This window comes from Rhizobium sp. BK313 (genome assembly GCF_014193655.1).
Lineage (GTDB): Bacteria > Pseudomonadota > Alphaproteobacteria > Rhizobiales > Rhizobiaceae > Rhizobium.
Genome location: NZ_JACHZQ010000002.1, coordinates 496297 through 518952 on the forward strand (window position 1 = coordinate 496297; position 22656 = coordinate 518952).

General features: G+C 58.1%; 16 protein-coding genes and 1 pseudogene. 6 read left to right on the forward strand and 11 right to left on the reverse strand.

What is annotated here, in order from left to right; all coding sequences use genetic code 11:
- Positions 1 to 84: 84 nt before the first annotated feature.
- A complete protein-coding gene (locus tag FHT86_RS14620) occupies positions 85 to 675 on the forward strand; it encodes an ankyrin repeat domain-containing protein (protein ID WP_133707521.1) in 591 nt (196 codons plus the stop codon).
- A 44-nt stretch (positions 676 to 719) separates the two neighbouring features.
- Complete coding sequence (locus FHT86_RS14625; protein ID WP_133707522.1) at positions 720 to 1241, forward strand: YHS domain-containing (seleno)protein; 522 nt, start codon at positions 720 to 722, stop codon at positions 1239 to 1241.
- A 47-nt stretch (positions 1242 to 1288) separates the two neighbouring features.
- On the opposite strand, the gene FHT86_RS14630 is transcribed toward FHT86_RS14625, so the two are convergent.
- Positions 1289 to 3508, reverse strand: coding sequence for an adenylate/guanylate cyclase domain-containing protein (locus FHT86_RS14630; RefSeq protein WP_133707523.1), 2220 nt, complete (start codon positions 3506 to 3508; stop codon positions 1289 to 1291).
- A gap of 303 nt (positions 3509 to 3811) precedes the next feature.
- Here FHT86_RS14630 and FHT86_RS14635 point away from each other — a divergent pair, with 303 nt between their 5' ends.
- Positions 3812 to 5020, forward strand: coding sequence for a cytochrome P450 (locus FHT86_RS14635; protein WP_133707524.1), 1209 nt, complete (start codon positions 3812 to 3814; stop codon positions 5018 to 5020).
- Between the two features lie 68 nt (positions 5021 to 5088).
- Here FHT86_RS14635 and FHT86_RS14640 read toward each other — a convergent pair whose 3' ends face one another.
- The 3 genes from FHT86_RS14640 to FHT86_RS14650 form a co-directional block, all read right to left on the reverse strand.
- Positions 5089 to 5859 (reverse strand): 2-keto-4-pentenoate hydratase, encoded by a 771-nt coding sequence (locus FHT86_RS14640; protein WP_133707525.1) that lies wholly within the window; start codon positions 5857 to 5859, stop codon positions 5089 to 5091.
- 1161 nt (positions 5860 to 7020) lie between these two features.
- Positions 7021 to 7440, reverse strand: coding sequence for an organic hydroperoxide resistance protein (locus tag FHT86_RS14645; protein ID WP_133707527.1), 420 nt, complete (start codon positions 7438 to 7440; stop codon positions 7021 to 7023).
- A 136-nt stretch (positions 7441 to 7576) separates the two neighbouring features.
- Complete coding sequence (locus tag FHT86_RS14650; RefSeq protein ID WP_133707528.1) at positions 7577 to 8266, reverse strand: VOC family protein; 690 nt, start codon at positions 8264 to 8266, stop codon at positions 7577 to 7579.
- Between the two features lie 451 nt (positions 8267 to 8717).
- On the opposite strand from FHT86_RS14650, the gene FHT86_RS14655 reads away from it, so the two are divergent.
- The gene (locus FHT86_RS14655; RefSeq protein WP_133707873.1) at positions 8718 to 11576 is read left to right on the forward strand and encodes an ATP-binding protein; all 2859 of its coding nucleotides are present in this window, start codon (positions 8718 to 8720) and stop codon (positions 11574 to 11576) included.
- A 46-nt stretch (positions 11577 to 11622) separates the two neighbouring features.
- Here FHT86_RS14655 and FHT86_RS14660 read toward each other — a convergent pair whose 3' ends face one another.
- Complete coding sequence (locus FHT86_RS14660; protein ID WP_133707529.1) at positions 11623 to 11802, reverse strand: hypothetical protein; 180 nt, start codon at positions 11800 to 11802, stop codon at positions 11623 to 11625.
- A 71-nt stretch (positions 11803 to 11873) separates the two neighbouring features.
- The gene (locus tag FHT86_RS14665; protein WP_133707530.1) at positions 11874 to 13466 is read right to left on the reverse strand and encodes an isocitrate lyase; all 1593 of its coding nucleotides are present in this window, start codon (positions 13464 to 13466) and stop codon (positions 11874 to 11876) included.
- A gap of 127 nt (positions 13467 to 13593) precedes the next feature.
- Between FHT86_RS14665 and FHT86_RS14670 the strand changes: the two genes are divergently transcribed.
- A complete protein-coding gene (locus FHT86_RS14670) occupies positions 13594 to 14985 on the forward strand; it encodes a short-chain fatty acyl-CoA regulator family protein (RefSeq protein ID WP_133707531.1) in 1392 nt (463 codons plus the stop codon).
- 95 nt (positions 14986 to 15080) lie between these two features.
- Here the strand turns inward: FHT86_RS14670 and FHT86_RS14675 are convergent, their stop codons facing one another.
- The 5 genes and pseudogenes from FHT86_RS14675 to FHT86_RS14695 all read right to left on the reverse strand — a co-directional run bounded on the left by FHT86_RS14675 (position 15081) and on the right by FHT86_RS14695 (position 20831).
- On the reverse strand, positions 15081 to 15452 hold the full coding sequence (locus FHT86_RS14675) for a response regulator (RefSeq protein WP_133707532.1): 372 nt from the start codon (positions 15450 to 15452) through the stop codon (positions 15081 to 15083).
- Positions 15409 to 18768, reverse strand: a complete 3360-nt coding sequence (locus tag FHT86_RS14680; RefSeq protein WP_312862366.1) for a PAS domain S-box protein — start codon at positions 18766 to 18768, stop codon at positions 15409 to 15411. Before FHT86_RS14680 ends, FHT86_RS14675 begins: the two co-directional genes overlap by 44 nt.
- Positions 18766 to 19398, reverse strand: a pseudogene (locus FHT86_RS38045) (chemotaxis protein CheB); the annotation flags it as partial. The pseudogene FHT86_RS38045 and the gene FHT86_RS14680, both read right to left, overlap by 3 nt.
- Before the next feature lie 132 nt (positions 19399 to 19530).
- Positions 19531 to 20112, reverse strand: a complete 582-nt coding sequence (locus tag FHT86_RS14690) for a TIGR00730 family Rossman fold protein (protein ID WP_133707535.1) — start codon at positions 20110 to 20112, stop codon at positions 19531 to 19533.
- A gap of 98 nt (positions 20113 to 20210) precedes the next feature.
- Positions 20211 to 20831 carry an FMN-dependent NADH-azoreductase gene (locus FHT86_RS14695; protein WP_133707536.1) on the reverse strand — a complete coding sequence of 207 codons (621 nt, stop codon included), beginning with the start codon at positions 20829 to 20831 and terminating at the stop codon, positions 20211 to 20213.
- A gap of 315 nt (positions 20832 to 21146) precedes the next feature.
- Between FHT86_RS14695 and FHT86_RS14700 the strand changes: the two genes are divergently transcribed.
- Positions 21147 to 22568, forward strand: a complete 1422-nt coding sequence (locus tag FHT86_RS14700) for a PLP-dependent aminotransferase family protein (RefSeq protein ID WP_133707537.1) — start codon at positions 21147 to 21149, stop codon at positions 22566 to 22568.
- Positions 22569 to 22656 lie beyond the last annotated feature (88 nt).

Consider the following 22656-nt stretch of genomic DNA (forward strand, 5'->3'; position numbering starts at 1 on the left):
ATTCTTGTTCGCAATTTATATGTGTGATAGCTTAAATACAGTTTCGCGCTTGCGAACCAGGAATGGTGGGGTGAGGGGTGCGCGATGAATGTTCTCTGGGCTTCCGTTGTCGGTATCGTGTTCGGGTTTTCCGTCGCGTCGGCCGGCCCTTTACATGATGCTGCCAGAGACGGGAACGTCGAGCGCGTGAAACAGCTTCTCAACCAGGGAGCTGACATATCGGAACCGGACAATGCGGGCGAGCCACCCCTGCTGATTGCGTCGCTTGCCGGACATGCTGATGTCGTCGTTCTCCTGTTGGATCGTGGATCCGACATCGAGATTCGCAACAAGGGGGGGCTGACGGCGCTGCATGCGGCAGCCTATGGCGGACATCTAGAGGTCGTGGAGCTGCTTGTCGCCAAGGGCGCTGATGTCAACGACGAAAAGAACTTCTACAGAATGTCGGCGCTGCATGCGGCGGCGGAAGAAGGCCATGCGGACGTGATCGCCTTTCTGCTGACAAAAAAGGCGGACGTCGAAGCAAAGGAAAGGAACGGCTACACGCCGGTGACCCAGGCTGGATGGCGCTCCCATTGGGATGCGGTGAACCTGTTATTGAAAGCGGGCGCCGCCTGTCAGGGAGCCGATCTCGTCGGTCAGTGGCTCTATGACGAATGCACGAAGCGAAAATGAGACTTCATGCAGCGAATGCCGCTTCCCGAAATCGGAGGATTGTCATGTCTGATCATCATCGGAACAAAGGATTCCGGAGTATCGCGGCCATCGGCGCCGTTGCGATGCTACTCTTCGCTCAGCCCGTTCCGGCTGAGGACGTCGTCAACATGGGCTATTTTGGCGATGTTGCGATCAAGGGTTATGACCCCGTCGCCTATTTCACGCAAAACCAGGCGGTGGAGGGATCTCCGCAATATTCCCACCATTGGCTTGGGGCCACCTGGTATTTCGCGAGCGCCGAGCATCGCGACATGTTCATGCGTGATCCGGCCAAATATGCTCCGCAATATGGCGGCTACTGCGCCGACGGCGTTTCCTTCGGGACGGTGACCACCAATGTCGATCCGAAAGCCTGGCGGATCATCGAAGGCAAGCTCTATATAAGCTACGATCCGGGCGCTGCTGAAGGTTTAGAGAAGAACCCGACCAAGGTCGTCGAATCGCAAAAGCATTGGTCCGAAGTCCAGCAAACCCTCATATCGGAGAAAATGCACAAGGATTGGCAGCACACTCCCGCAAATTAAGTGGCTGGTTTCTTTTGTCATTCCTATCCGAAGGCGCGGCGTTTTAGTCAGGGGCCAATCGAAAAGAACTTCAGCGCCTGCGGCGTGACATGCACGTATGCCATGCCCGGCTCTTCTTGAGTTTTATTGCGATACACATATCCGCACACCATGCGATCCAGGAAATAGCCCGGGAATTTCTCGCACAGCCGGTTCCCCTGTATCTCGACCGTGCCAGTGATATTCGTATTGGCGCTGCGATAGGCGGTATTGCCGGCTTTGTCGAAAAACTGGATGAACTGCGTGCCATTCCGGTGTTTGCCGGTCCATGTCTTGTCGCTGACTAGATTGTTCAGCTCTTCGCCGGCAATTTGATCGGCTTCAGCGCCTTCAAATCCGAAGGGCCACTCGGGGATTCCTGCTTTTCGCAGGCTGGCCAGATGGCGGTGGAGGTCATCCTCACGCCAATAGTCATAGAGATAGCTGTAGTAGGTAAGATTGCTTTCCGGGAATAGCTCCAGCAGTTTTGTCTTTTCCTGCAGGCTGCGCGCCTGCTCGTCTTGATCGATGTAGGCCGCAGCCAGAAATTCGCGCGCCGCTTCTGCACTGGGCAAGGCGTCGCGCGCGGCTTCCATCAGGGAAATCGCTCGGTCGTTATCATCTGCGATGTAGAAAACGATTCCGGCAAGCAATTGAAAGCTTGGCGATGGCGAGGGATCGAGCCGCAATGCTTTCTCCATTTCGGTCATCGCCTGTTGATGGCTGCCGGAGTGGGCGAGGATAAGGGCCAGGTTGCCATAGGCTTCCGCATCGCTTGGCTGGGCCTGCACGGCCCGGTTTGCGGAAACCCTTGCTTCCGTCTCGCGGCCGTCGACCAGTTGCAAGAGCGCAAGCACTGTATGTGCCCGCGCATTGTTCGGATCGAGCTTCAACGCCTGTCCGGCTGCGTCATAGGCTATTTTTCGTGCCACCGCGGCCGACCAGAGGATATTGTAGTCGTTGCGCCAGACGTCGACAGCGATGCGCGCGATTCCCGCATGCGCATCGGCAAAGTCCGGATCGAGGTCGATGGCTTTTTGATAGTAGGATAGGGCCTCGCGATAGGTCTCGACGTCGCTGAAGGTGAGACCCGCTTGCTCGGCCCTCATGTAGTAATCGTAGGCTTCGAGATTCTCTGTGGGGATTCGCGCCAGCTGGTTTCGTTCCCCCTCGCTCAGCTTGACGGCAAGAGCCGCAATGATCTTGCCGATGACATCGTCCTGAACGGCGAAGAGGTCGGTATATTGCCGATCATAACGCTCGGCCCAGAGGGAAAGCCCGGTGAGCGCGTCGATCAGCTTGACGTTGATGCGCAATCGCGATCCTGCCCGCTGCAGCGTCCCTTCCAGCACATAGTGGACACCAAGTTCGGCGGCCACGTCCTGTATCTTGCCGCCGGTGTTCTGGACTGCGAAAACGGAATGGCGTGCAATCACGAAAAGGCCTGAGACCTTCGACAATTCGGTGATGAGGTCATCTGTCAAACCCTCGGCAAGGTGATCGTGTTCTGCATCGCCGCTGACATTGATGAAGGGCAAAACGGCAACCGATGGCTTGTCGGGCAGGGGATAGGCGAAGCGCTCGACGCTCGTCGGGCCACGAAGGAACGTCCATGGTTGCCACCAGGCAGTCGCCCCTGCCAACAGAAGGACAATCACTGCCGTCGCTGCGATTGCAATGCGCCGGCGGCCAAGGTTTCTTCGAGCGCGACCCGTCTTGCCCACCGCCGCCGCCGGATCGAGAACGACACGATAGACCCGGACGGGCTCTGCGATGCTTTTGACCTTCTGTTCACCGAGGGAAACGAAACCAACCGGAAGCTTCGATTTCACCTGATCATAGGCCATCCCGGAAATGGCAATTCCACCGGATTCGGCGAGCGACTGCATCCGATCCGCTATGTTGACACCATCGCCGTGGATGTCCTCGCCCTCGACGATGATGTCGCCGAGATTGATGCCGATGCGAAAATCCAGGCGCTGGTCGGTCGGTACATCGGCGTTCCGCTTTGCCTTCTGCTGCTGCACGTCCACCGCGCAACGCAAGGCATCGACCACGCTTTGGAATTCGACCAGCAGGCCGTCGCCCATGGTCTTGACCAGCCGTCCGTGATGTTGCGCGATCGTCGGCTCGAACACATCCTTCAGATCGGCTTGGAAACGCATGCGCGTGCCCTCTTCGTCGATCTGGCTCAAGCGACCATAGGCGACGACATCGGCAATCAGGACGGCTGCAAGACGGCGTTCCATGCACGCTCTTTCTTGGAGAGAACTACCCCATCGATATCTTACAGCAGCCCCATGGCTGACACCATTACAGCGAATGTTCTAGCCCTGCGCCCAGGCGAAAGCCGATCGCCCCGATGTCCCCCATCCAGAAGATCGATCCGCAGACAGATTTTAATACTTTGTCGCGATTCCTCTAATCGAAAAACTATCTCCCTCCTTTTATCATGCGCGATGGTGATCGCCCTGGAAAAGCGCGGTCCAATGCGCCCCATTCCAGCATGAAGTGACTTTCGGAAGACGAAGGCCGAAATATTGGAGCCATCAATGCGCGTAGATTTTTCCAGCCAAGACTATCTCCGCAATCCCGCCGCCGAAATTGCGAAGCTGCGAGCGGCAGGTCCCGTGGTTCAAGTCCATTTCCCGATCGTGGGCAAGGTTTGGACAACGACGACGCAGGAGCTCGCCGATCGGGTCCTGAAAGACAGCGAGACTTTTAGATTGCGTCGCGAAGACGGCCGCGTCGTCGGCCTCCGATGGTGGATGCCGCGCATCGTGCAGACGCTCGCCAACAACATGCTGTCGCAGGATGAGCCAGACCACAAAAGATTGCGTGACATTGTGGACGAAGCTTTTCGCCGCCGTGCCGTCCTCGACATGGAATCGCGCATCTCCGCGATGGCGGAAGAGCTGGCCGACGACCTGTTCGCGACCGGGATGCCAGCCGATTTGATCGATCGTTATGCAAGAAAATTGCCGCTTTCGGTGATTTGCGAACTCCTCGGTTTGCCGCTTGCCGACCGAGCCAAATTCACGTCCTGGGCTCTCGGCTTCACCCGCTTCAAGAGTGCCTTCGGTTTTCTGACTATGATTCCCAATATCCTGGCGATGAGGCGCTACATAGAAGGCCATGTGGATATGGTGCGTGCGAAAGGCGGCCACGGGCTTATCGCTGGGCTCGTGCAAGTCGAAAGGGACGGCGGCAAGATCAGTCGCGATGAAATGGTGGCGATGATCTTCCTGCTTTTGTTTGCGGGACACGAAACCACCACCCATCTGATCAGCGGCTCGGTCTTCGAGCTGCTGAAAAATCCGGATCTGCGCGATTGGCTAAAGGAGGATTGGGACCGAACCAACATGGCTGTCGAGGAATTCCTGCGGTTTGTTGCGCCCGTGCAGTTCACCAAGCCGCGTTTCGTGAGCAAGGACGTCAGACTTGGTGAAGTCGAGATCAAGAAGGGCGAGAGGATTATGCCTATGCTAGCCGCGGCCAATCTCGATCCTGCGGCGAACGAGTGTCCGGAGAAACTCAATCTTTCGAGGAAACCAAATCGCCACGTCGCCTTCGGCACCGGTATTCACTTCTGTCTTGGTCATCAACTGGCGCGGGTCGAAGCAACATGCGCCTTGAAAGCGCTATTTCAACGTTGGCCGGAGCTGGAGCTGGCGATAGACTCTTCCCGGATCAGGTGGCGTGAGCGGCCGGGTCTGAGGGCTATCGAGCTTTTGCCGGTCAGAGCCCGATCGAAGGGCTAGAATAAGCATGAGGCGCTCCGCGTGGCCGGCTGGCAATTACAGCGCAGCCATCGGCGGTGGAAGACGGATCACTCGAAGAAACATTCGATCTGGCCGATGGCGCCGAATTCGGCGGCCAGATGCTGGCCGGGCTTGACCTCAAGGATTGTCGTGCAGGAACCGGTTGTGATGACATCACCGGCCAGAAGCGTGCGTCTATTTTCCGAGAGTTGCTTGGCCAGCCAGACAATCGCTTCAAGAGGATGCCCGAAGATGCAGCTTGCCGAACCGCTGACGGCAGTGCGCTTGAACAAGAATGCATTCACATCGACCGCATTGAGGTTCAGCAAATCCTTTGTGTCGGAAAAGGGTCCGCATATCGTTGCGACATGCAGGCCAAAGTCGGCGGTTGCGGCGATGTCGCCCATGTGAGGAAAGTTCGTTCGGCGGCCAAGCAAGCCGATAGCGGGTTGGCAGCCCAGCACCGCCAGAGCCGCGTTCTCGATGTTGATCTCTTCATCCGCATCGGGAAACTGCCGAAGCATGGTGAATGCAAGCTCGCATTGCGCACCGATCATGCCGGGCGGCAGCCGAAGAACGGATCCGCTGGCGTAAAAAGCATTTGCGGGAATGGCCGAATAGATCGGCTTCCCGATCCCGAGAAACTTTCTGCTGGCTTCGCTTGTGCCGACGATGGAGTAACCGCTACGGCTAAAGCCGAGCACTTCGAGGGCAGCGGTCTGTATCTCAAGAGCCTCGGCCTTCGACGAGATCATGTCCAGCGGAAGGTCGCAGCAGGTTTCCTGCCGGCGGCTCTTTGCCAGGAGCTCTGCGGTGGAATCGATCAGTTCGAAATACATCTTTACCTCCTGAGCCGGCGCCGTTGGCAGGCGAAGGAAAACCACGTTCGCTGCTCTTGCCGGTATTCAGGGAAGGTATTTGGGGATGTGCGGATAAGCGTTCCATTCGACTATGGAAGGTGGGCCATCAAAATCTCATAGGCGAAAACGCCGAAACAGTTGCTTGCGCAATCCAGAGTCTTCGAAGAGATGCCCGAGCCAAAACCATCTAAGGGCTATCCAGCGGTGTTGGCTGTCATCCCCATGTTTGCGTCATCCTTTGAGACGACCCGCTCAATATGCGCGCTTTCACGACCGAAGCAGAATAGGCGGAAATGATCGTCCATCTGCTTCGCCGGTGCCGACAATCGATCAAACTCAATGCACCGGCGGCCCCTTAGCGATCTCATCCCTCGGCTTTGCCTGCATGAGAACCGCCGTAATTCCTATGAAATTCCTATGCAATTTCCAGGCTTCCATAATGGAAATCCTATTTGCTCAGGTATACCTCATGTCCGATGCGAAGGCCGCGCCACGCATGCCAACGATGCGGACCGGCGCCCGCGAAACTTTTGTCTCCACCATCATTTGGCCGCATGCGCTGCTTTAGAGGATTTTCATGAAACCCCAGTCAAAGCCCTTCCTGGTAGAGATCAAATCGTCTCGGCGCGCCAAAAGAACCCACGCGAAGCCAAATTGGCCCGAGATCAAACGGGCTGACTTGGCCGAGAAACAATCCAAGAACGATTCCCACGATGTTGGTCAAAAACTCAAACAAAGCGATGATAGACTGTTCTAGTCCTTGCCTAAGCGAAGATACGGTAGCACCGTCAGACGCCGGCTATCTTGCCAAAATGGGAAGCCGTATCCCATGGTGAGCCGAAATCTGCCGTTTGAATATTTTGTCCTGCGCAATCCGCGGTTTGACGGCGCGATTGTCGGCTATCTTGCAGGCGCACCGATACGCGATGCCGTGATCGATGCCTCCGGCCATAGATATCGATTTGCTGGACTAGCTCGCCGAGACCGTAACGGGCGCCTTGACGTAGAATCGCTTCGGGCCGGTGAATGGATCGTTCTGCCCGACCTTGTGTATCACACGGATTAGACAACGACCTTTGAGGATTGCCGTCAAATCGATGACAGAGTTTTTGGTATGCGGTCAGAACTGTCCTCGCGGGTTCAGACCAGCCTGATCGTGACGTCTATGTTGTCGCGTGTTGCTCTTGAATATGGACAGATATTGTGTGCTTCGTCGATGAGAGCTCTTGCGGTGTCGCGTTCCACACCTGGTAGTGTGATGTCGAGCCGAGTGCTGAGAAAGTAGCCGTCGACCCCGAGGTTCAGATCCACTTCGGCATGGATGCTTATGTCGCCCGGCAGCGCGATGTTTCTCTCGCGAGCCACACGCATGATCGCGCTTTCGAAGCAGGCTGACCAGCCGGCAGCGAACAATTGCTCTGGATTGGTACCGATACGCGCCGACCCGGGCGTCGAAAGTATGATGTCCAGAAGACCGTCGGAGCTGCGTGAAGCACCGTTTTCGCGACCGCCGCGCGTGTTGGTCTTGGCCGTATACACAACCTTTGCAATCTGGCTCATGGCGTATTCTTCTAAGAGTGGGTCTGTCTGTGGGAGGGAGCGAAGCTTTGGTGATCGGCGTCGCGCGATGCGACGCCGATATCATTTGGTCTCGGCCTTGATCAGATGAGGCTCAATGTGACGTCGTATTCACTGCTTACAAAGGCAACTCTTCGCCGGCCTGCTCCCGGACCATGTACTCGGCGTACCAGTCCGGCCAGTTCGCATCGTGCTGACCGCCGTTCCGCTTCTCATGCTCACCATGTGCGGCCGCCGCACGGCGGAGCGCGCTCGCGAGTTCGGTCGCCGAGGTGAATGTCGTGTCGGCATCCACGCGTCCGGGCAATCGTGATGTGATCTCCTGGAACAGCCAGCCATTGCCGTCCGGATCGCTGAACGAGGCGAACGAGCGATAGCTGCGCTGCTCGGAATCCGGACCGCCGACCCGGAGCCGTCCAAACAGGTAGGGTTCGTCCGCGCCCGCGTACTTGCCATCGGCGGGATGGAACACCTCGCTGACCGCGACGCCGCGACCAAGCAGCTCTTCGCGGGCGGCCTTGATGTCCGAGACGATAAGGTACAATCCCTGGGCGGAGCCGGGGGCAGCCGCGGTGACGTTCTTGCCGAAGATGACCGAGCATCCGGAACCCGGCGGCGTGAACTGGATCACGCGGAAATCGTCACCCTCGGCGAAGTCCGCGTCGAGCCTCCAACCCAGGCCGTCGTAAAAGCGCTTGGCGCGATCTACGTCCGAAACGGGGATCACGACGATCTCGAACTTCATGTCGGCCGTCCGCACTCTTGGGGTTTCGATTGCAGCTCCGCTGCTTACTTGAGTATTGCTCATTTTTAGCTCCTCAGATTTGGATGTCCTGTGTGAGTTCATGTGCGGGGACACGGCTCGAATATCCGGGTCTCCGCCTAGGGGAGAACGAGGCGGCAAGCCGCCCTAGAGCGCTGTGCGTTCATCTGAACAGACCAAGGTCGCTCTAATTTATGAATCTAGGGCACCTTGTCCGCTTGCAGATGATCCCACCTGAACGCGGGATGCTCTAGTCGACTCTCCTTGGGTCGCTGATTTGGTGCTCTTTCACGTGGTCCGACATCTACGCTCCGGAAGGCACAATCGCCCGTTATTCGTTGTGAGTTCCTGTTGGCCACTGCTAGCGCTATCGTTTTTCTGAACAAATTCAGATGCATCGGGCAGCAGATCGCTCGACCACAGCGTCCCTATGGTGCGGCGACACCGCTTCGCCTAAACTGCGACCAGGGAACAGGCGGCCTTGAAAGAAGACGCCATGACAACGGAAACAGGTCAGATCAAAGACGGATTGTCGTTTGGTCCTTTTCATCTGATTGCGAGCGAAAGGCTCCTGACAAGAGAGGGCGTCCCCATAGAGTTGGGCGCGCGCGCTCTCGAGATTCTGGTCGTCCTGATTTCCACACCAAATGAAATCGTCAGCAAGAAGGATCTGATGTCGCGGGTTTGGCCCGATGTCATCGTTGAGGAAGGTAGTTTGCGGTTTCACGTAGCCAGACTCCGCAAGGCGCTAGGCGATGGACAGGATGGCGCGCGATACATCACGACTCTTCCCGGGCGGGGCTATTGCTTTGTTGCGCCCGTCTCGCAGCTGAGCAGTCCGCGCGATGGTTCGCTTGTCGTTACCGCCAATTTTTCGCACGCGAACCTTCCAAGCCGCCTGAGCCGAATGGTCGGCCGGGATGATGACGTTCTCAAGCTATCGGCTCAACTGAACGCTTCACGCTTTGTCACCATCGTCGGTGCCGGCGGCGTCGGCAAAACCACCGTCGCGATAGCGGTTGGGCATCACCTGATCGAAGCGTTCTCGGGCGCTGTGCTGTTCGTCGATCTGGGAATGCTCGGCGATCCCGACCTTGTGACGACAGCCGTGGCTTCTATGCTTGGGCTATCGGTCCAATCGAATGATGCAACGCCCAATCTGATCGCCTACCTGCGCAACAGGCGAATTCTCCTGATCCTCGATACTTGCGAGCATCTCGTCGACGCGGTGGCAACCCTGGCTGCAAGCATCATCGATGCATCATCACAGGTCCACATTCTCGCAACCAGCCGCGAAGCGCTTCGAGTTGAGAGCGAACATATCTACCGATTGGATGCGCTTGCCTGTCCGCCGGACGATCCGGGCCTTACGGCCGCGGTTGTCCAGACATTTCCTGCCACGCAGTTGTTTGTGGAGCGCGCTGTGGCAAGTGGTGCGCGTTTGGATGTCAGCGATGCTGAAGCCTTGCTCGTTGCGAGCATCTGCCGAAAGCTTGACGGAGTGGCGCTTGCGATCGAACTGGCTGCCAGACGCGTCGAATCCTATGGACTGCAACAAACCGCTGCACTTCTCGATCAACGTCTGACACTGCTGTGGCTAGGGTCGCGAACCGCGCCACCGCGTCAACAGACCCTGCAAGCCATGCTGGATTGGAGTTTTGGGCTTCTTACCGAACTGGAGCGCGCGGTGCTTCGCAGGCTCGCTATATTCGTTGGTCATTTTACACTCGATGCAGCATTGGAAGTTGTTACAAACGCAGCGCTCGATAGGTCAACCGTTTTTAGCGCCGTGGATAGTCTCGTCGCCAAGTCGATCGTGGCAACGCGTCCTATCGGGGCAATGATGCGCTACCGGCTTCTCGACACCACGCGCGCCTATGTCCTCGAAATTAAAATCGACGATGCCGAGTCCGCCGATTTGGCCGTACGCCATGCTGCCTATTATCGACGATGGCTGGAGCAGACCGGGCTCGAATGGCCAAATTTGGCGACCGGCGAGCAGCGGACTCCTCACTTTGCAGCCATCAACAATGTTCGGGCCGCTTTGGAATGGTGCTTTGGCGACAACGGAAATGCGGTCATCGGCATCGGACTTGCGGTCGCCGCGGCGCCGGTCTTCCTGGCAATGTCTCTGCTGCCGGAATGTCATCGTTGGTCCGAGCGTGCGATTTTCGCCCTCGACGTGGCCGAGCTTGGCGGACTGGACGAGATGCATCTTCAAGCAGCCCTCGGCGTGTCGCTGATGTTCATGCGGGGAGGACGCGATGCTGCGCGCGTAGCCTTGGAGAGAAGCTTTGCGATTGCTGAAGAACGCGGCGATGCGCTCGATCAAGTGCGACTCCTGGGTCCGCTCAATATGTTCCACTTGCGAACCGGTAATTTCACTACCGCCCTCCAATGCGCAAAACGCTGTTCTGCCACGGCGACGACCACCGAGGATTCGGTCGCGATTGCGCTGGCGCACTCCATTTTGGGAATCTCGCTTCACCTCCGTGGCGACCTAGCAGACGCTCGCGCCGAGCTCGAGGCAGCGCTGGATCGTGGACCCCGCGCTCAGCGAACCACAACGATCTATCTTGGTTTCGAAGGAAAAATTCTTGCCAAGGCCATCTTGGCAAGGAATTTGTGGCTACAAGGCCACCCGGATCGAGCCATGGAATGTGCGCGCCAGGCCGTCGAAGAGGCTGCGGCCATGGATCATTCATTGACGCTGGCAATCGCGTTGATCTGGGCGATATCGGTATTCCTGTGGACAGGAGAACTGGAGCACGCCGAGGCATACATAGATATGCTCATTTCCCGTGCCGAATCCCATTCCATGGCCCCTTATCTACTGGTCGGCCGGGGCTTCAAGGGCGAAGTCGCGATCCGCCGCGGCGACGCCGAAGGTGGGGTCGAGAGCCTGCGGAGTTCTCTCCAAAAGCTTCACGCAGCGCCATACGAACTACTCACGACCGAACTTAACCTCTCACTCGCGAGCGGCTTGTCTGCGATCGGTCAGGTCGATGAAGCAGTTGCGCTACTCGACGAGTCACTTGGTCGCGTCGAAGCAAATGGTGACCTTTTGTACGTTCCGGAGTTGCTGCGAATGAAGGGAACCATTCTTCTTCTGCAGTCGGAATTCCATCGCGACGAAGCCGAGGCATGCCTCCTGCAGGCGCTCGAGTTGAGCCATCATCAGGAAGCGCGGGCTTGGGAGTTGCGCACCGCAATCGATGTGGCGACTCTAATGGGCAGTCGAGGCGAAATTGACAGCGCTCGGGAGCTTTTGCAACCGGTGTTCGAACACTTCGTGGAGGGTCTGGATACAGCCGATGTGAAGGTCGCCGAACATCTGTTGGTGACGCTGCGCTAGCTATCGCACGCTCGTATTCCTGTTTATTGGCGCGTCAACCGTTTGCTTAGCCTATACGACCAAGGCGGTGATAGAGGTTCGAATATTTGATTGCTTCACGCTGGCCTTCGACCTCTTGCAGGTAGTGTGCGATCGCCACCCGCAGGAGCTCAAAATCTTCCTGCGAAAAAACGGCACGCGATCGCTGCGGCTGGTTCGGCTTTGTTGCCTCATGATGCTCGGACATTTTCTTCTCCCGTTTTGAAACGAGTGGGCACGCCATCGCCCACCAAGTTATTTGCTATGTTCGGCCGTTTCTTATGCAGCGAATTGATTCATCGTATTGTGTTCGCCGCCCGCCTTCAGTGCGGCCTCGCCGGAGAAATACCCCTTGTGGTCATCTCCGATATCGGAGCCCGCCATGTTCTGGTGCTTCACACACGCGATCCCCTGGCGGATTTCCTTGCGCTGGACGTTTGCGACGTAACCGAGCATGCCTTGGTCGCCAAAATAGTCCTTAGCAAGACTGTCGGTCGAAAGAGCCGCGGTGTGATAGGTCGGCAAGGTGATGAGATGGTGGAAGATGCCGGCGCGCAATGAGGCATCGCGTTGGAATGTCCGGATGTTCTCATCCGCCTCCGTCGCCAGTGGCGTGCCATCATATTCCTCGCTCATGAGCTTCGACCGATCATAGCCGGAAACGTCCTTGCCATCCTTCTTCCAGGCATCAAACACCTGTTGGCGGAAGTTCAGTGTCCAATTGAAAGAGGGAGAGTTGTTGTAAACGAGCTTGGCGCTCGGAATAACCTGGCGAACGCGGTCGACCATGCCGGCAATCTGCTCGATATGGGGCTTTTCCGTTTCGATCCACAGAAGGTCGGCGCCGTTCTGGAGGGCCGTGATACAATCCAGAACGCAGCGGTCGGTACCCGTGCCTTCGCGGAACTGGTAGAGGTTCGAACGCAGCCGCTTCGGTCGAAGGACCTTCGAGCCTCTCGTGATCAGAACCTCGCCGTTTTGGTGCTGACTATCGGCAACTTCCTCACAGTCCAGGAAGGAATTGTACTGATCGCCGATATCGCCTTCCCTAGCGCTGAAAGCGATCTGTTTTGTCAAACCGGCGCCAAGGGAGTCTGTGCGTGCAACGATAATGCCGTCGTCAATGCCGAGTTCGAGAAATGCATAGCGGCAAGCGCGGATCTTGGCGACGAAGTCTTCATGCGGAACCGTGACCTTACCGTCCTGATGGCCGCACTGCTTTTCATCGGAGACCTGGTTTTCGATCTGAAGAGCGCACGCTCCTGCCTCGATCATTTTCTTCGCCAGCAGATAGGTCGCTTCCGCGTTGCCAAAGCCGGCGTCGATATCGGCTATGATCGGAATGATATGCGTCTGATAGTTGTCGACCGCCTGTAGCAGCTGACGATCACGAACGCTGTCGCCCGCTTCACGCGCCCGGTCGATATCCCGGAACATCATGCCGAGTTCTCGTGCGTCAGCCTGACGAAGGAAGGTGTAAAGTTCTTCGATCAGAGCCGGAACGCTGGTTTTCTCGTGCATCGACTGATCCGGAAGCGGCCCGAATTCCGAGCGAAGGGCTGCAATCATCCAGCCCGAGAGGTAAATATAGCGCCGCTCGGTGGAACCGAAGTGCTTCTTCAGCGAAATAACCTTCTGCTGCCCGATAAAGCCATGCCAGCAACCGAGCGACTGCGTGTATTTGCTGGGATCTAGATCATAAGCGGCCATGTCCCTTCGCATGATCGCTGCAGTATACCGGGCAATATCCAAGCCCGTGCGGAAGCGGTTCTGCAGGCGCATGCGGGCGACGGCCTCGGGTGTAATACCCGTCCACATTTCATTTGCTTGAATAAGCTTGAAGGCGTCCTCAACAAAGGTCTGATACGACATCGTTCCTCCACAGGTCACTATGCTGCGACTGCGAAGAGAGCTTAAGCCATCCCGTCGGTCTGGGAAGGCATCGCGATGTCATGTTGTCAAACTTTACAAAGCTACGCTGTAATGTTGTAATATCGGCATGGACAAGCACGGCGTTTACCTCGGACCACGTCTGCGGCGGCTACGTCGCGATCTCGGGCTCACGCAGGCTGACATGGCGGCGGACCTCGAGATTTCCCCCTCCTACATCGCCCTCATGGAGCGCAATCAACGGCCGGTTACAGCAGAAACGCTCTTGCGCTTGGCAAAAGCCTACAAAGTCGATTTCTCCGATTTTGGCGAACAGACAGGCCCCGACCAGATCGCGCGGCTTCAGACAGTCATGCGGGACCCGATCTTTGCGGATATTGACCTCGTGCCCCTGGAAATAGGCGATGTCGTGCACAGCTTTCCCGGCGTTGCCGAAGCCATGCTTCGCCTTTACACGGCTTACAAGGAAGAGCAGTTCGCTCTTGCCGACCAAAGACAGGAAGGTGTCGGGGCTTCGGGAGACCCGGTCGCGGCCGTGCGCAGCTTTCTGTCGGCGCGGCGCAACTGTTTTCCTGTTTTGGATGCCGCCGCGGAAAAGCTGTCGACGAAGGTCGCGGAAGCTGGAGGGCTGCCGGATTATTTTAAGCAGCGCCATCAGCTTCGAGTGAGACGGTTGCCGTCAGAGGTGATGGCGGGCTCTCTCAGGCGGTTGGATTGGCATCGAAAGGACCTTTTGCTCGATGACACTCTGGATGCCGCAAGCCAGAATTTTCAGCTGGCTCAACAGCTCGCCTATCTCGAATTCGATCAGGAGATTCGAAATGTCACGCAAGAGGGGAATTTCGAAACCGAGAGCGCCCGCAGGCTCGCACATCGGGCACTTGCGGCCTACTGTGCCGCCGCGATTATCATGCCTTATGCGGTTTTTGCGAAAGCGGTCGAGACGCGTCACTACGATATCGAGGCACTGTCACGCCAGTTTGGCACGAGCTTCGAGCAGACTGCCCATAGGCTGACGACGCTTCAGAAGCCGGGACATGAGCGAATTCCGTTCTTTTTCATTCGCGTGGATGTCGCCGGCAATGTTTCCAAGAGGCTTAACAGCGGTAACTTCCCGTTTGCCCGCCATGGAGGTGGTTGCCCTCTCTGGAGTGTCCATCAGGTTTTCACAACACCTCGCAAGGTCGCAACCCAGTGGCTGGAATTGCCGGATGGCCAGCGCTTCTTCTCGATTGCACGCACCGTCAGTTCGGGCGGAGGCGCCTTCGGGGCGCCGCGCGTCGAGCGTGCCATTGCCCTCGTTTGCGAAGCGCATCATGCGGAGCGCTTGATTTACAGCCGTCACCCTCCTCAGGCTGCTCCTCCTACGCCAATCGGAATCGCATGCCGGCTCTGCCACCGGCCGACGTGCACGTCACGCTCCGAGCCACCCATCGGTCGTCAGATCCTGCCGGACGATTATCGCCGCACCGAGGCGCCGTTTGGATTTTCAGACTCGTGACGCAGACACCAAGCCTTCAGTTTTTCAAAGAACCGGATTTTGTCTTGCGTCCGATGTCAGGAGGGAAGCAAGGGCGGCCGACGATCATCAACAGGTCAGTCGGTAAGCCGTGCGCATGCCTTCTTAATCGCCCGCTCCAATTCCCGGGGTTCGTATGGCTTTTGCAAAGTGAGTTCGTTGCGAAACTCGCCAGAAACGCCGTCGGCGCCGTACCCGGTGGCAAACACAAATGGTATACCGCGTCGACGTAGAATTTCGGCCACGGGAAACGACTGTTCGCCGCCGAGGTTGACGTCGAGAATTGCGAAATCGATATCCCCGTCATCGGCGAACTGCATCGCCTTGTCGACCCGGGCGATGCATGTCACCACGCGATGTCCCATTTCCGATAGAAGGTCCTCAAGAAGCATCGCAACGAGGAATTCATCCTCGACGATCAGAATCTGCCTCGCCTCCCGTGTGGCCACTTGGTCCTCCTAGTAACTCTTGGCCAGCGGGCAGAGGCGCGATGATCGTGCACTCAAGGCCGGAGGACTGGTATTCAACGCGCACTTCGCCGCTGAGTTCCGCCGCCAGCGCACGCTCGATCAGCCGCGAACCGAAGCCTTTGCGCTTCGGTGTGGCCACCGGCGGTCCGCCGCTCTCTTGCCAATGGAGGACCAGACGGCGGTCCGCACCTCTGCCTTCGATCTGCCACACGACCGCAACCTGGCCGGTCTCCTTAGAGAGAGCGCCATATTTCGCGGCATTCGTGCTGAGTTCGTGTAAGGCCATGGCGATCGCCAGCGCCGCGCTCGGAGAAAGCCGAAGATCAGGCCCCTCGATCCTGAAGCGGTTTTCTCCGCCTCCATGCGGCTTGACGGTATCCCAGATGATTTCGGCCAGATTCGCGCTCTGCCAGCTTTCGCGTGTCAGCACATCATGTGCCGTCGCCAGGTTGATCAGCCGCGAGCCAAATGCCTCTCGCGCCTCGTCCAGCGTCGATGCGTGCCCGAGCGTCTGGGACGCGATGGACTGGATGACGGCCATCGTATTTTTGACGCGGTGATTGAGTTCGTCCATGAGCGTTTTCCGGTGCTCGTCTGCACGGCGGCGCTCGGTCATATCGCGTGCTATCTTGGAGGCACCAACGACATTGCCTGCGGCATCCTTCAACGGGGATATAGTCAACGAAACCCAGACCAGGCTTCCGTCCTTGCGTTGGCGGAGCGTTTCGTAGTGCTGGAGGTGCTCGCCTCGCCGAATCCGGTCGAGGATGTCCATCTCCTCTTCGCGGCGAGCCGGAGGCACCAAGGTCAGGATGGATTTGCCGATTATCTCGTCCGGCTCATAGCCGAACAGCCGCTTTGCTCCCTCGTTCCAACTGACTATGGTGCCGTCGAGGGTCTTGCTAATGATCGCGTCGTCGGAGGATTCGACAATCGCGGCGAGCCGTTCCGCAAGCGCTTCGGCCTGCTTTCGCTCGGTGATGTCCACCAGCATGTTGACTGCACCCGTGACCTTGCCCGAGGCATCGCGCAGCGGGGTTGGATAGGCAAGAAACGGCACCCGGACGCCGTCAGGCCGCTCGGCAATGGCTTCCGCACCCTGTATCTGTCTGTTCTCCTTCAAGGCGACCGCCATCGGGCATTCGTCATGCGGCAATGGTGTACCGTCCACACGATACATGCGCCATGAGCCACACCACTCATCCGTACCCAATTCCGGATTGTGGCCCCACAACTCGGCGGCCGCCGGGTTGTAGTAGGTGATCCGGCCTTCCGCATCCGTCGTATAGACCGCGCCCGGCAACGCCGCGATAAGATCCTTCAGGCGCTGCTCGCTCTCCCGGCCGGCATTCTCTCCCTGCCTGCGTGCGGTTATGTCCTCAATGGCCAGTAGGATCAACTCGTCCCGACCGCCTCCCTGAGAGAGCCTGCGTGCGTTGAGCAGCATGCGGCGCAGTCCGATGCCGCGAAATTCGTGCTCGACTTCATAGTCGGCGACTTCCTGGCTCTTCGACAGCACATCGTCCAGAAGCGTTCGGAGGGCGGGAATATCCCATTGTCCGCTGCCAAGGCCATACAACGGTTGCCCCTCGGTTTCCTTCGCCGTAACCCTGAATAGGTCATAGAAGGCCTGGTTGGCCGACTGGACGCGGAGTTCGGAATCGAGGACAAGCAAGGGCTGTCGCACCGTTCCGACGATAGCCTCAGCATAGATCCTCGCGTCATCGATCGCCTTGGCGGCGCTCCTTCGATCGGTGATGTCGCTGAAGGTGATAACGACGCCCGCTATGCGGTTGTCGCGCGTTCGGTAGGGAAGCATGCGTCGAAGGTACCAGCGTCCCGCATCGTTCTTCACCTCGGCCTCGATGGTGGTAAGTTTCCGCAGCACCGTCTCGGCGTCAGACAGCAAGTTCTCATCTGAGAATTTCCGCGCGAAATGGGCGATCGGTCGACCGATATCCGACGTTACGAGATCGAAAAGCTGCTTCGTCGCCGGCGCGAACCACGCGATTGCCAACTTGTTGTCCAGGAACAGCGTTGCCGTCTCCGACCCCGCCAGCAGATTGTTCAAGTCATTGGTGATCCGTTCCAGCTCCACGATCTTGTGTTGAAGCTGGCCGTTGACAGTGTTCAGCTCCTCGTTAAAGGACTGCAACTCCTCCTTGGAGGTCTCTAGTTCCTCGTTGGTGGACTGAAGTTCCTGGTTCATCGAGGCCGCTTCCTCGCTCGACGCCTTCAACTCCTTGTTGGCGGTTATCAGCACCGAGGCAGGGGCGTAGTGTTCCAGCAATGCCCGTCGAGCGATGTCGGCAGCAGTCACGGATGCAGCTTCCGAAGGTACAGGCGGCGGCTCGCCCGCTGCCCCCGTCCCGACCGATCCGCTGATCGGACGATAGTCGATAAGGTCGTGCCGGGTCGGTCCAATCCGGCGATATATCCGCCATTTTTTAGAAACGGTTTCAAAGAGATCGTCATGCCGACCGATCGTCTCCGCATTGCCAAGAAACAGATGTCCATCCGGCTGAAGGGCGAGGTGGCATTGAGCAATGATGCGCTGCTCAGCCTCCGGCTCCAGATAAATCAGGAAATTGCGGCATGAAATAATGTCGAGCCGCGAAAAGGGCGGATCGCAGAGCAGATTCTGCGCCGCGAACACCACGGTGTCGCGCAACTCCTTGCTGACCTGAAACGAACCGTCAAGTTTTTCGAAGAAGCGTTGCACCCGTTCGGGCGGAAAACCAGCCAGCGCAGCCGCCGGATAGATGCCGTCGCGTGCCCTGCGCAGATTGACCTCCTGCGCGTCCGTGGCGAACACCTTGAGGTCGAAGCGCTTACCGGCGGCTTGCGCGTACTCGGTTATCAGCATGGCGATGGAATATGCTTCCTCTCCCGTGGCGCACGCGGGAACCCAGACCCGAACCGGTGCGCCGCTCTCGCGCTCAGCAACGAGAGGCGCGATTACCAGTTCCGCAAGCGCCTTCCATGCCTCGGGGTCGCGAAAGAACCCGCTAACGCTGATCATTAAATCGCCGACCACAGCCGCGAGCTCTTCCGAATTGGTCCTCAAGTAGTCGAGGTAGTCGGCAATCGTCCCAATATTCCTGAGCCCCATGCGACGATGGATGCGCCGCCTGAGCGTGTTGCGCTTGTAACTGCCGAAATCGTGCCCGTCGCGGGCGCGCACGACCTCCAGAACCTGTTCTATCGTCGCCTCACCCATCGGGGCGGCGGGCTCGCCGTCGGTGGCGGCAGAGACGTAGCCGTGATGGATATAAGCGATCAGGGTCTCGGGCATCTTGTCCGGAGCAAGCACGTGATCTGCAAGACCGGCGGCAATTGCGCTCCTTGGCATGCCGTCGAACTTGGCCGTCTCCGGAGCCTGCACCAGGGTCATGCCACCCTCAGCCCGTATCTCCTTTAATCCTTCCGTGCCGTTGCTTCCTGTCCCGGAAAGCACGATCGCGACCGAACGTTCGCGCTACTCCGTCGCGATCGAAGCAAACAAGACATCGATCGGATGCCGCTGACCACGAGGGGCTGAAGGTCTCGATACTTTCAAGCCGCCCTCCGTGAACTTGAGGTCGGTGTCGGGAGCGATGACATAGACGTAGTCGGGTGCGAGCGCCATTCCGTCCTTGACCTGCGTCACAGGCATCTTGGTATGGCTGCTTAGTATGCGAGCCATTTCGCTTTCGCGTTTCGGATCGAGATGCAGCACCACGACGAAGGCGCAGCCGCTGTTGGCCGGCATGGCATCGAAGAAGCTGCCCAAGGCCTCAATGCCGCCAGCTGAGGCTCCGATGCCGACGACAGGAACAGCTGCGGCAGCGATGGGATCGGCACCAACCATCTCGTTGACGCGCTTTCGCCTCGCGCTTGAGGGGTGCGACGCGAAGTCGTTGCGCATATCCGGTCGTCTCGCCATGGCGCGCCTGCTCAAAGACGCGCGGCCGCGATCATAAAGCGACGACGGTCCGCGCGTTTATCAAACGTGGCACAGATGTCGTCTGATCGCAATGAAAGCACCGATATGTCAGAACCGGCAGCCGAGAACAGACTATAGCCACTTTGGCACATCGACACGTGCGTAGGTCCGAAGTTTCTGGATTAAGGCACTCGGGTCGATATCAACGCATATCGACTGCCGATGCTCTGCTGGTAGAAATTGCGTGTCGACCATATGGTCGATAAAGCCAAGGAAGGCGTCGAAGAAGCCGGCGGAGTTCAGAAGGCCAACGGGTTTGTCGATCTCGGACAGCTGGTTCATGGTCCAGACCTCCATCAACTCTTCGATCGTCCCGATGCCTCCCGGCAGTGCGATGAACGCATCGGAAAGCTCGACCATGCGTTCCTTGCGGCTGCGCAGCGTCAGCACGATTTCGTGTTTCGTCAGACCGGAATGCGATTGCCCGCGCTGATGCAGACTTTCGGTAATCACGCCATGGACGCTGCCGCCAGCCTCCAGGGCGGCATTTGCGACAACGCCCATCAGACCCTTTGTCGTTCCGCCATATACGATCGTTATTCCGGCTTCTCCCAATGCACGGCCGAGCACGCGCGCTCCATCAGCAAACACCTCCGATGCACCGAAATTGGATCCGCAGAAGACGGCAACTGATTTGATTGAACGTGTCGTCATTGAAACCTTCTATCCATGACAGCTATTCGAATTCCTGACGCGCAGCGCCCGTTGGTTGGCATGTCCGCGAGACCGCCGAAAACGATGCAAAACACCGGTTATGGTTGAACGTAACGCGAAGAAAAATGCTCTTCCAGTGCTTGATCTGTCCTGATCCTGTTTTCCGCCACCGCATCCGGACCGGCACCTGTTCCCTGAACGGAGAAGAAGGTCAGATCACGCAGTCCAATGGTGGCTAGGATGGCTTTCAGGTAAGGGGTCAGAAAATCCGGCTGGCGCGCGCGCTCCCCGGAAAATCGTCCGCCTGAGGATATGGCGACAAAGACTGGACGGTCACGGAGCGTTCCGATTTTTCCCGCCGGGGTGATCATGAAGGTCCGGCGAGCGCGGACGACATGATCGATCCAGGCCTTCAGCGCGGAGGGGACCGTGAGGTTATGCATCGGCGTCCCGATGACCACAAAGGCTGCAGCCTCCAGTTCCCGTATGAGCTCTTCCGACTGGGCCATGGAGCCGTCCCGGGATACGTCTGCGGACGAGGCTTGGGAAATCGCGTAGGCCTCATCGACATGCGCTATCGCGCCGTTGCCGATCACCCGATTAATCACGATCGCCTCCGGCTCCTTCTTTAGCAGAAAGCTGATGATAGTCTGGGAGAGCCTGTAGCTCTCGGCCGCTTGCCCGCGAGGGCTGCAGCTCACATGCAGGATTTTCTTCATCTACCTTTTCCAGATTCTGTCCAATTACTGTTGCCCGCGCCCGGGCCATGATGTCAGCGGCACTGAGCGCGATGCTGATTTGAAGCGTGGAAGTGGCAGTCGTTCTACACATCCGATGGCCCATCTCCAAGGTCCATGAATGGAACTTGCAGCTGAGCCATGATGGCGCTGGACATGCTGAGACACGGTTGTCGGCGCGCGCGAAGCGTGTTGAAAGCAACGCTGGAACAGCGATGGCATCGACTTGAAGGAGGCGTTACCCAGGAGCATTATGGCATAATGCTCCGTATATCCGCTTGAAAGGTTGACTAGTCCATGACCGGTGCGAAGCCTGACACGCTCCTGCCTTTAGATCCAGCCGCCGCCACCCCCTTTTACCGGCAGATCTACGATCGGTTCCGCGGCGCCATTGCCAGCGGCGTGTTGAAGCCGGGAGACCGAATCCCCTCGGCAAGAGCGCTGACAAAGGAGCTAGGCCTGGCAAGAGGCACCATCGAGGCGGCTTATTCCCTGTTGGCTGCCGAGGGCTACATTCAGGCCCGCGGCCAGGCAGGAACAATTGTCACGCCGGACCTCAAAGCACGAACGCCTGTTTTAAGCCCGATCCCTCCGTCGGATGGCGGCATGGCATCAACGAGTTTTCGTCCCAACTCGATTTTGCCCTTCCAGATGGGTTTGCCGGCGCTCGATGCGTTTCCCCGTAAGATCTGGGCGCGGTTGGGGGCACGATGCGTGCGCGCCATGCAACCATCCGACATGGTTCACCCCTCCGTCTACGGCTTGCCGGCCCTGCGCGCCCAGATCGCGGCCTACCTGCAGGTCTCGCGCGGGATCAATTGCTCGCCATCTCAGGTGTTCGTGACGTCGGGATATCGCCACTCCATCGCGTTGATCGCTCATGCATTGTTGAAGGCGGGCGATCGCGTCTGGCTCGAAAACCCCGGATATCCGCCGACGCGTGACCTATTCGGACATATGCATATTGCGAGTGTCGCAGTGCCGGTCGATCGGGATGGCATGGTGATTTCCGATGGGATCAAGCTGGCGCCCCGGGCGCGTGCGGCGGTGGTGACGCCGGCGCATCAGAGTCCGCTGTGCGTGTCGCTATCCTTGCCCCGGCGCCTGGCGCTGCTGGACTGGGCTGGCCGAAACAACGCCTGGATCATCGAGGACGATTACGATGGCGAATACCGATATGTCAGCCGCCCTCTGCCTGCGCTGAAGAGCCTGGATCGGGATGGGCGAGTGCTCTATGCCGGCACCTTCAGCAAGTTGCTTTTTCCGAGCATCCGGCTTGCCTATCTCGTTGTGCCGGAAGCGCAGATTGAGCGATTTGAAGAGATTGCCGACGTCTTTGTGGGCGGCAGTCCCGAGCTTACACAAGCTCTCGTCACCGCCTTTATCACGGAAGGGCATTTCGCGCGGCATATCCAGCGCATGCGCAGGCTCTATTCCGAGCGTCGGGACCTAGCGGCAGCCGGCTTGGAAAACGTGCTCGCCAAACATATGCGAGTTGATTCACAGCCCGGCGGAATGCATCTGATCCTGCGGCTGCAGGGCAAGCAGTCGGATCGCGAGCTTTCCGCGCGTATGCGAAAGGAAGGCCTCTATGCGGAAGCATTAACGGACTGGATGCTGGAGGGCGAGGGGGCCTCGGCCCTGCTTCTCAATTTCACCAACATCAACTCTGAGAGCACCGCCGAAAATCTCGCAACGCGTATTTCAAGGCTGATATGACCTCGCGTCATGGCCTAGTACAGAATGCGGTTCTTGGATCTTCTGACATAGGCCAAGATGCGCCATGCTGGGCTCCTTCAATGAGAAA

Bases quoted from the DNA above. Each gene is read 5' to 3' on its own strand.
- FHT86_RS14620 (WP_133707521.1), top strand. From the start codon at position 85: ATGAATGTTCTCTGGGCTTCCGTTGTCGGTATCGTGTTCGGGTTTTCC.
- FHT86_RS14625 (WP_133707522.1), top strand. From the start codon at position 720: ATGTCTGATCATCATCGGAACAAAGGATTCCGGAGTATCGCGGCCATC.
- FHT86_RS14630 (WP_133707523.1), bottom strand. From the start codon at position 3,508: ATGGAACGCCGTCTTGCAGCCGTCCTGATTGCCGATGTCGTCGCCTAT.
- FHT86_RS14635 (WP_133707524.1), top strand. From the start codon at position 3,812: ATGCGCGTAGATTTTTCCAGCCAAGACTATCTCCGCAATCCCGCCGCC.
- FHT86_RS14640 (WP_133707525.1), bottom strand. From the start codon at position 5,859: ATGTATTTCGAACTGATCGATTCCACCGCAGAGCTCCTGGCAAAGAGC.
- FHT86_RS14645 (WP_133707527.1), bottom strand. From the start codon at position 7,440: ATGAGCCAGATTGCAAAGGTTGTGTATACGGCCAAGACCAACACGCGC.
- FHT86_RS14650 (WP_133707528.1), bottom strand. From the start codon at position 8,266: ATGAGCAATACTCAAGTAAGCAGCGGAGCTGCAATCGAAACCCCAAGA.
- FHT86_RS14655 (WP_133707873.1), top strand. From the start codon at position 8,718: ATGACAACGGAAACAGGTCAGATCAAAGACGGATTGTCGTTTGGTCCT.
- FHT86_RS14660 (WP_133707529.1), bottom strand. From the start codon at position 11,802: ATGTCCGAGCATCATGAGGCAACAAAGCCGAACCAGCCGCAGCGATCG.
- FHT86_RS14665 (WP_133707530.1), bottom strand. From the start codon at position 13,466: ATGTCGTATCAGACCTTTGTTGAGGACGCCTTCAAGCTTATTCAAGCA.
- FHT86_RS14670 (WP_133707531.1), top strand. From the start codon at position 13,594: ATGGACAAGCACGGCGTTTACCTCGGACCACGTCTGCGGCGGCTACGT.
- FHT86_RS14680 (WP_312862366.1), bottom strand. From the start codon at position 18,768: ATGCCCGAGACCCTGATCGCTTATATCCATCACGGCTACGTCTCTGCC.
- FHT86_RS14690 (WP_133707535.1), bottom strand. From the start codon at position 20,112: ATGACGACACGTTCAATCAAATCAGTTGCCGTCTTCTGCGGATCCAAT.
- FHT86_RS14695 (WP_133707536.1), bottom strand. From the start codon at position 20,831: ATGAAGAAAATCCTGCATGTGAGCTGCAGCCCTCGCGGGCAAGCGGCC.
- FHT86_RS14700 (WP_133707537.1), top strand. From the start codon at position 21,147: ATGACCGGTGCGAAGCCTGACACGCTCCTGCCTTTAGATCCAGCCGCC.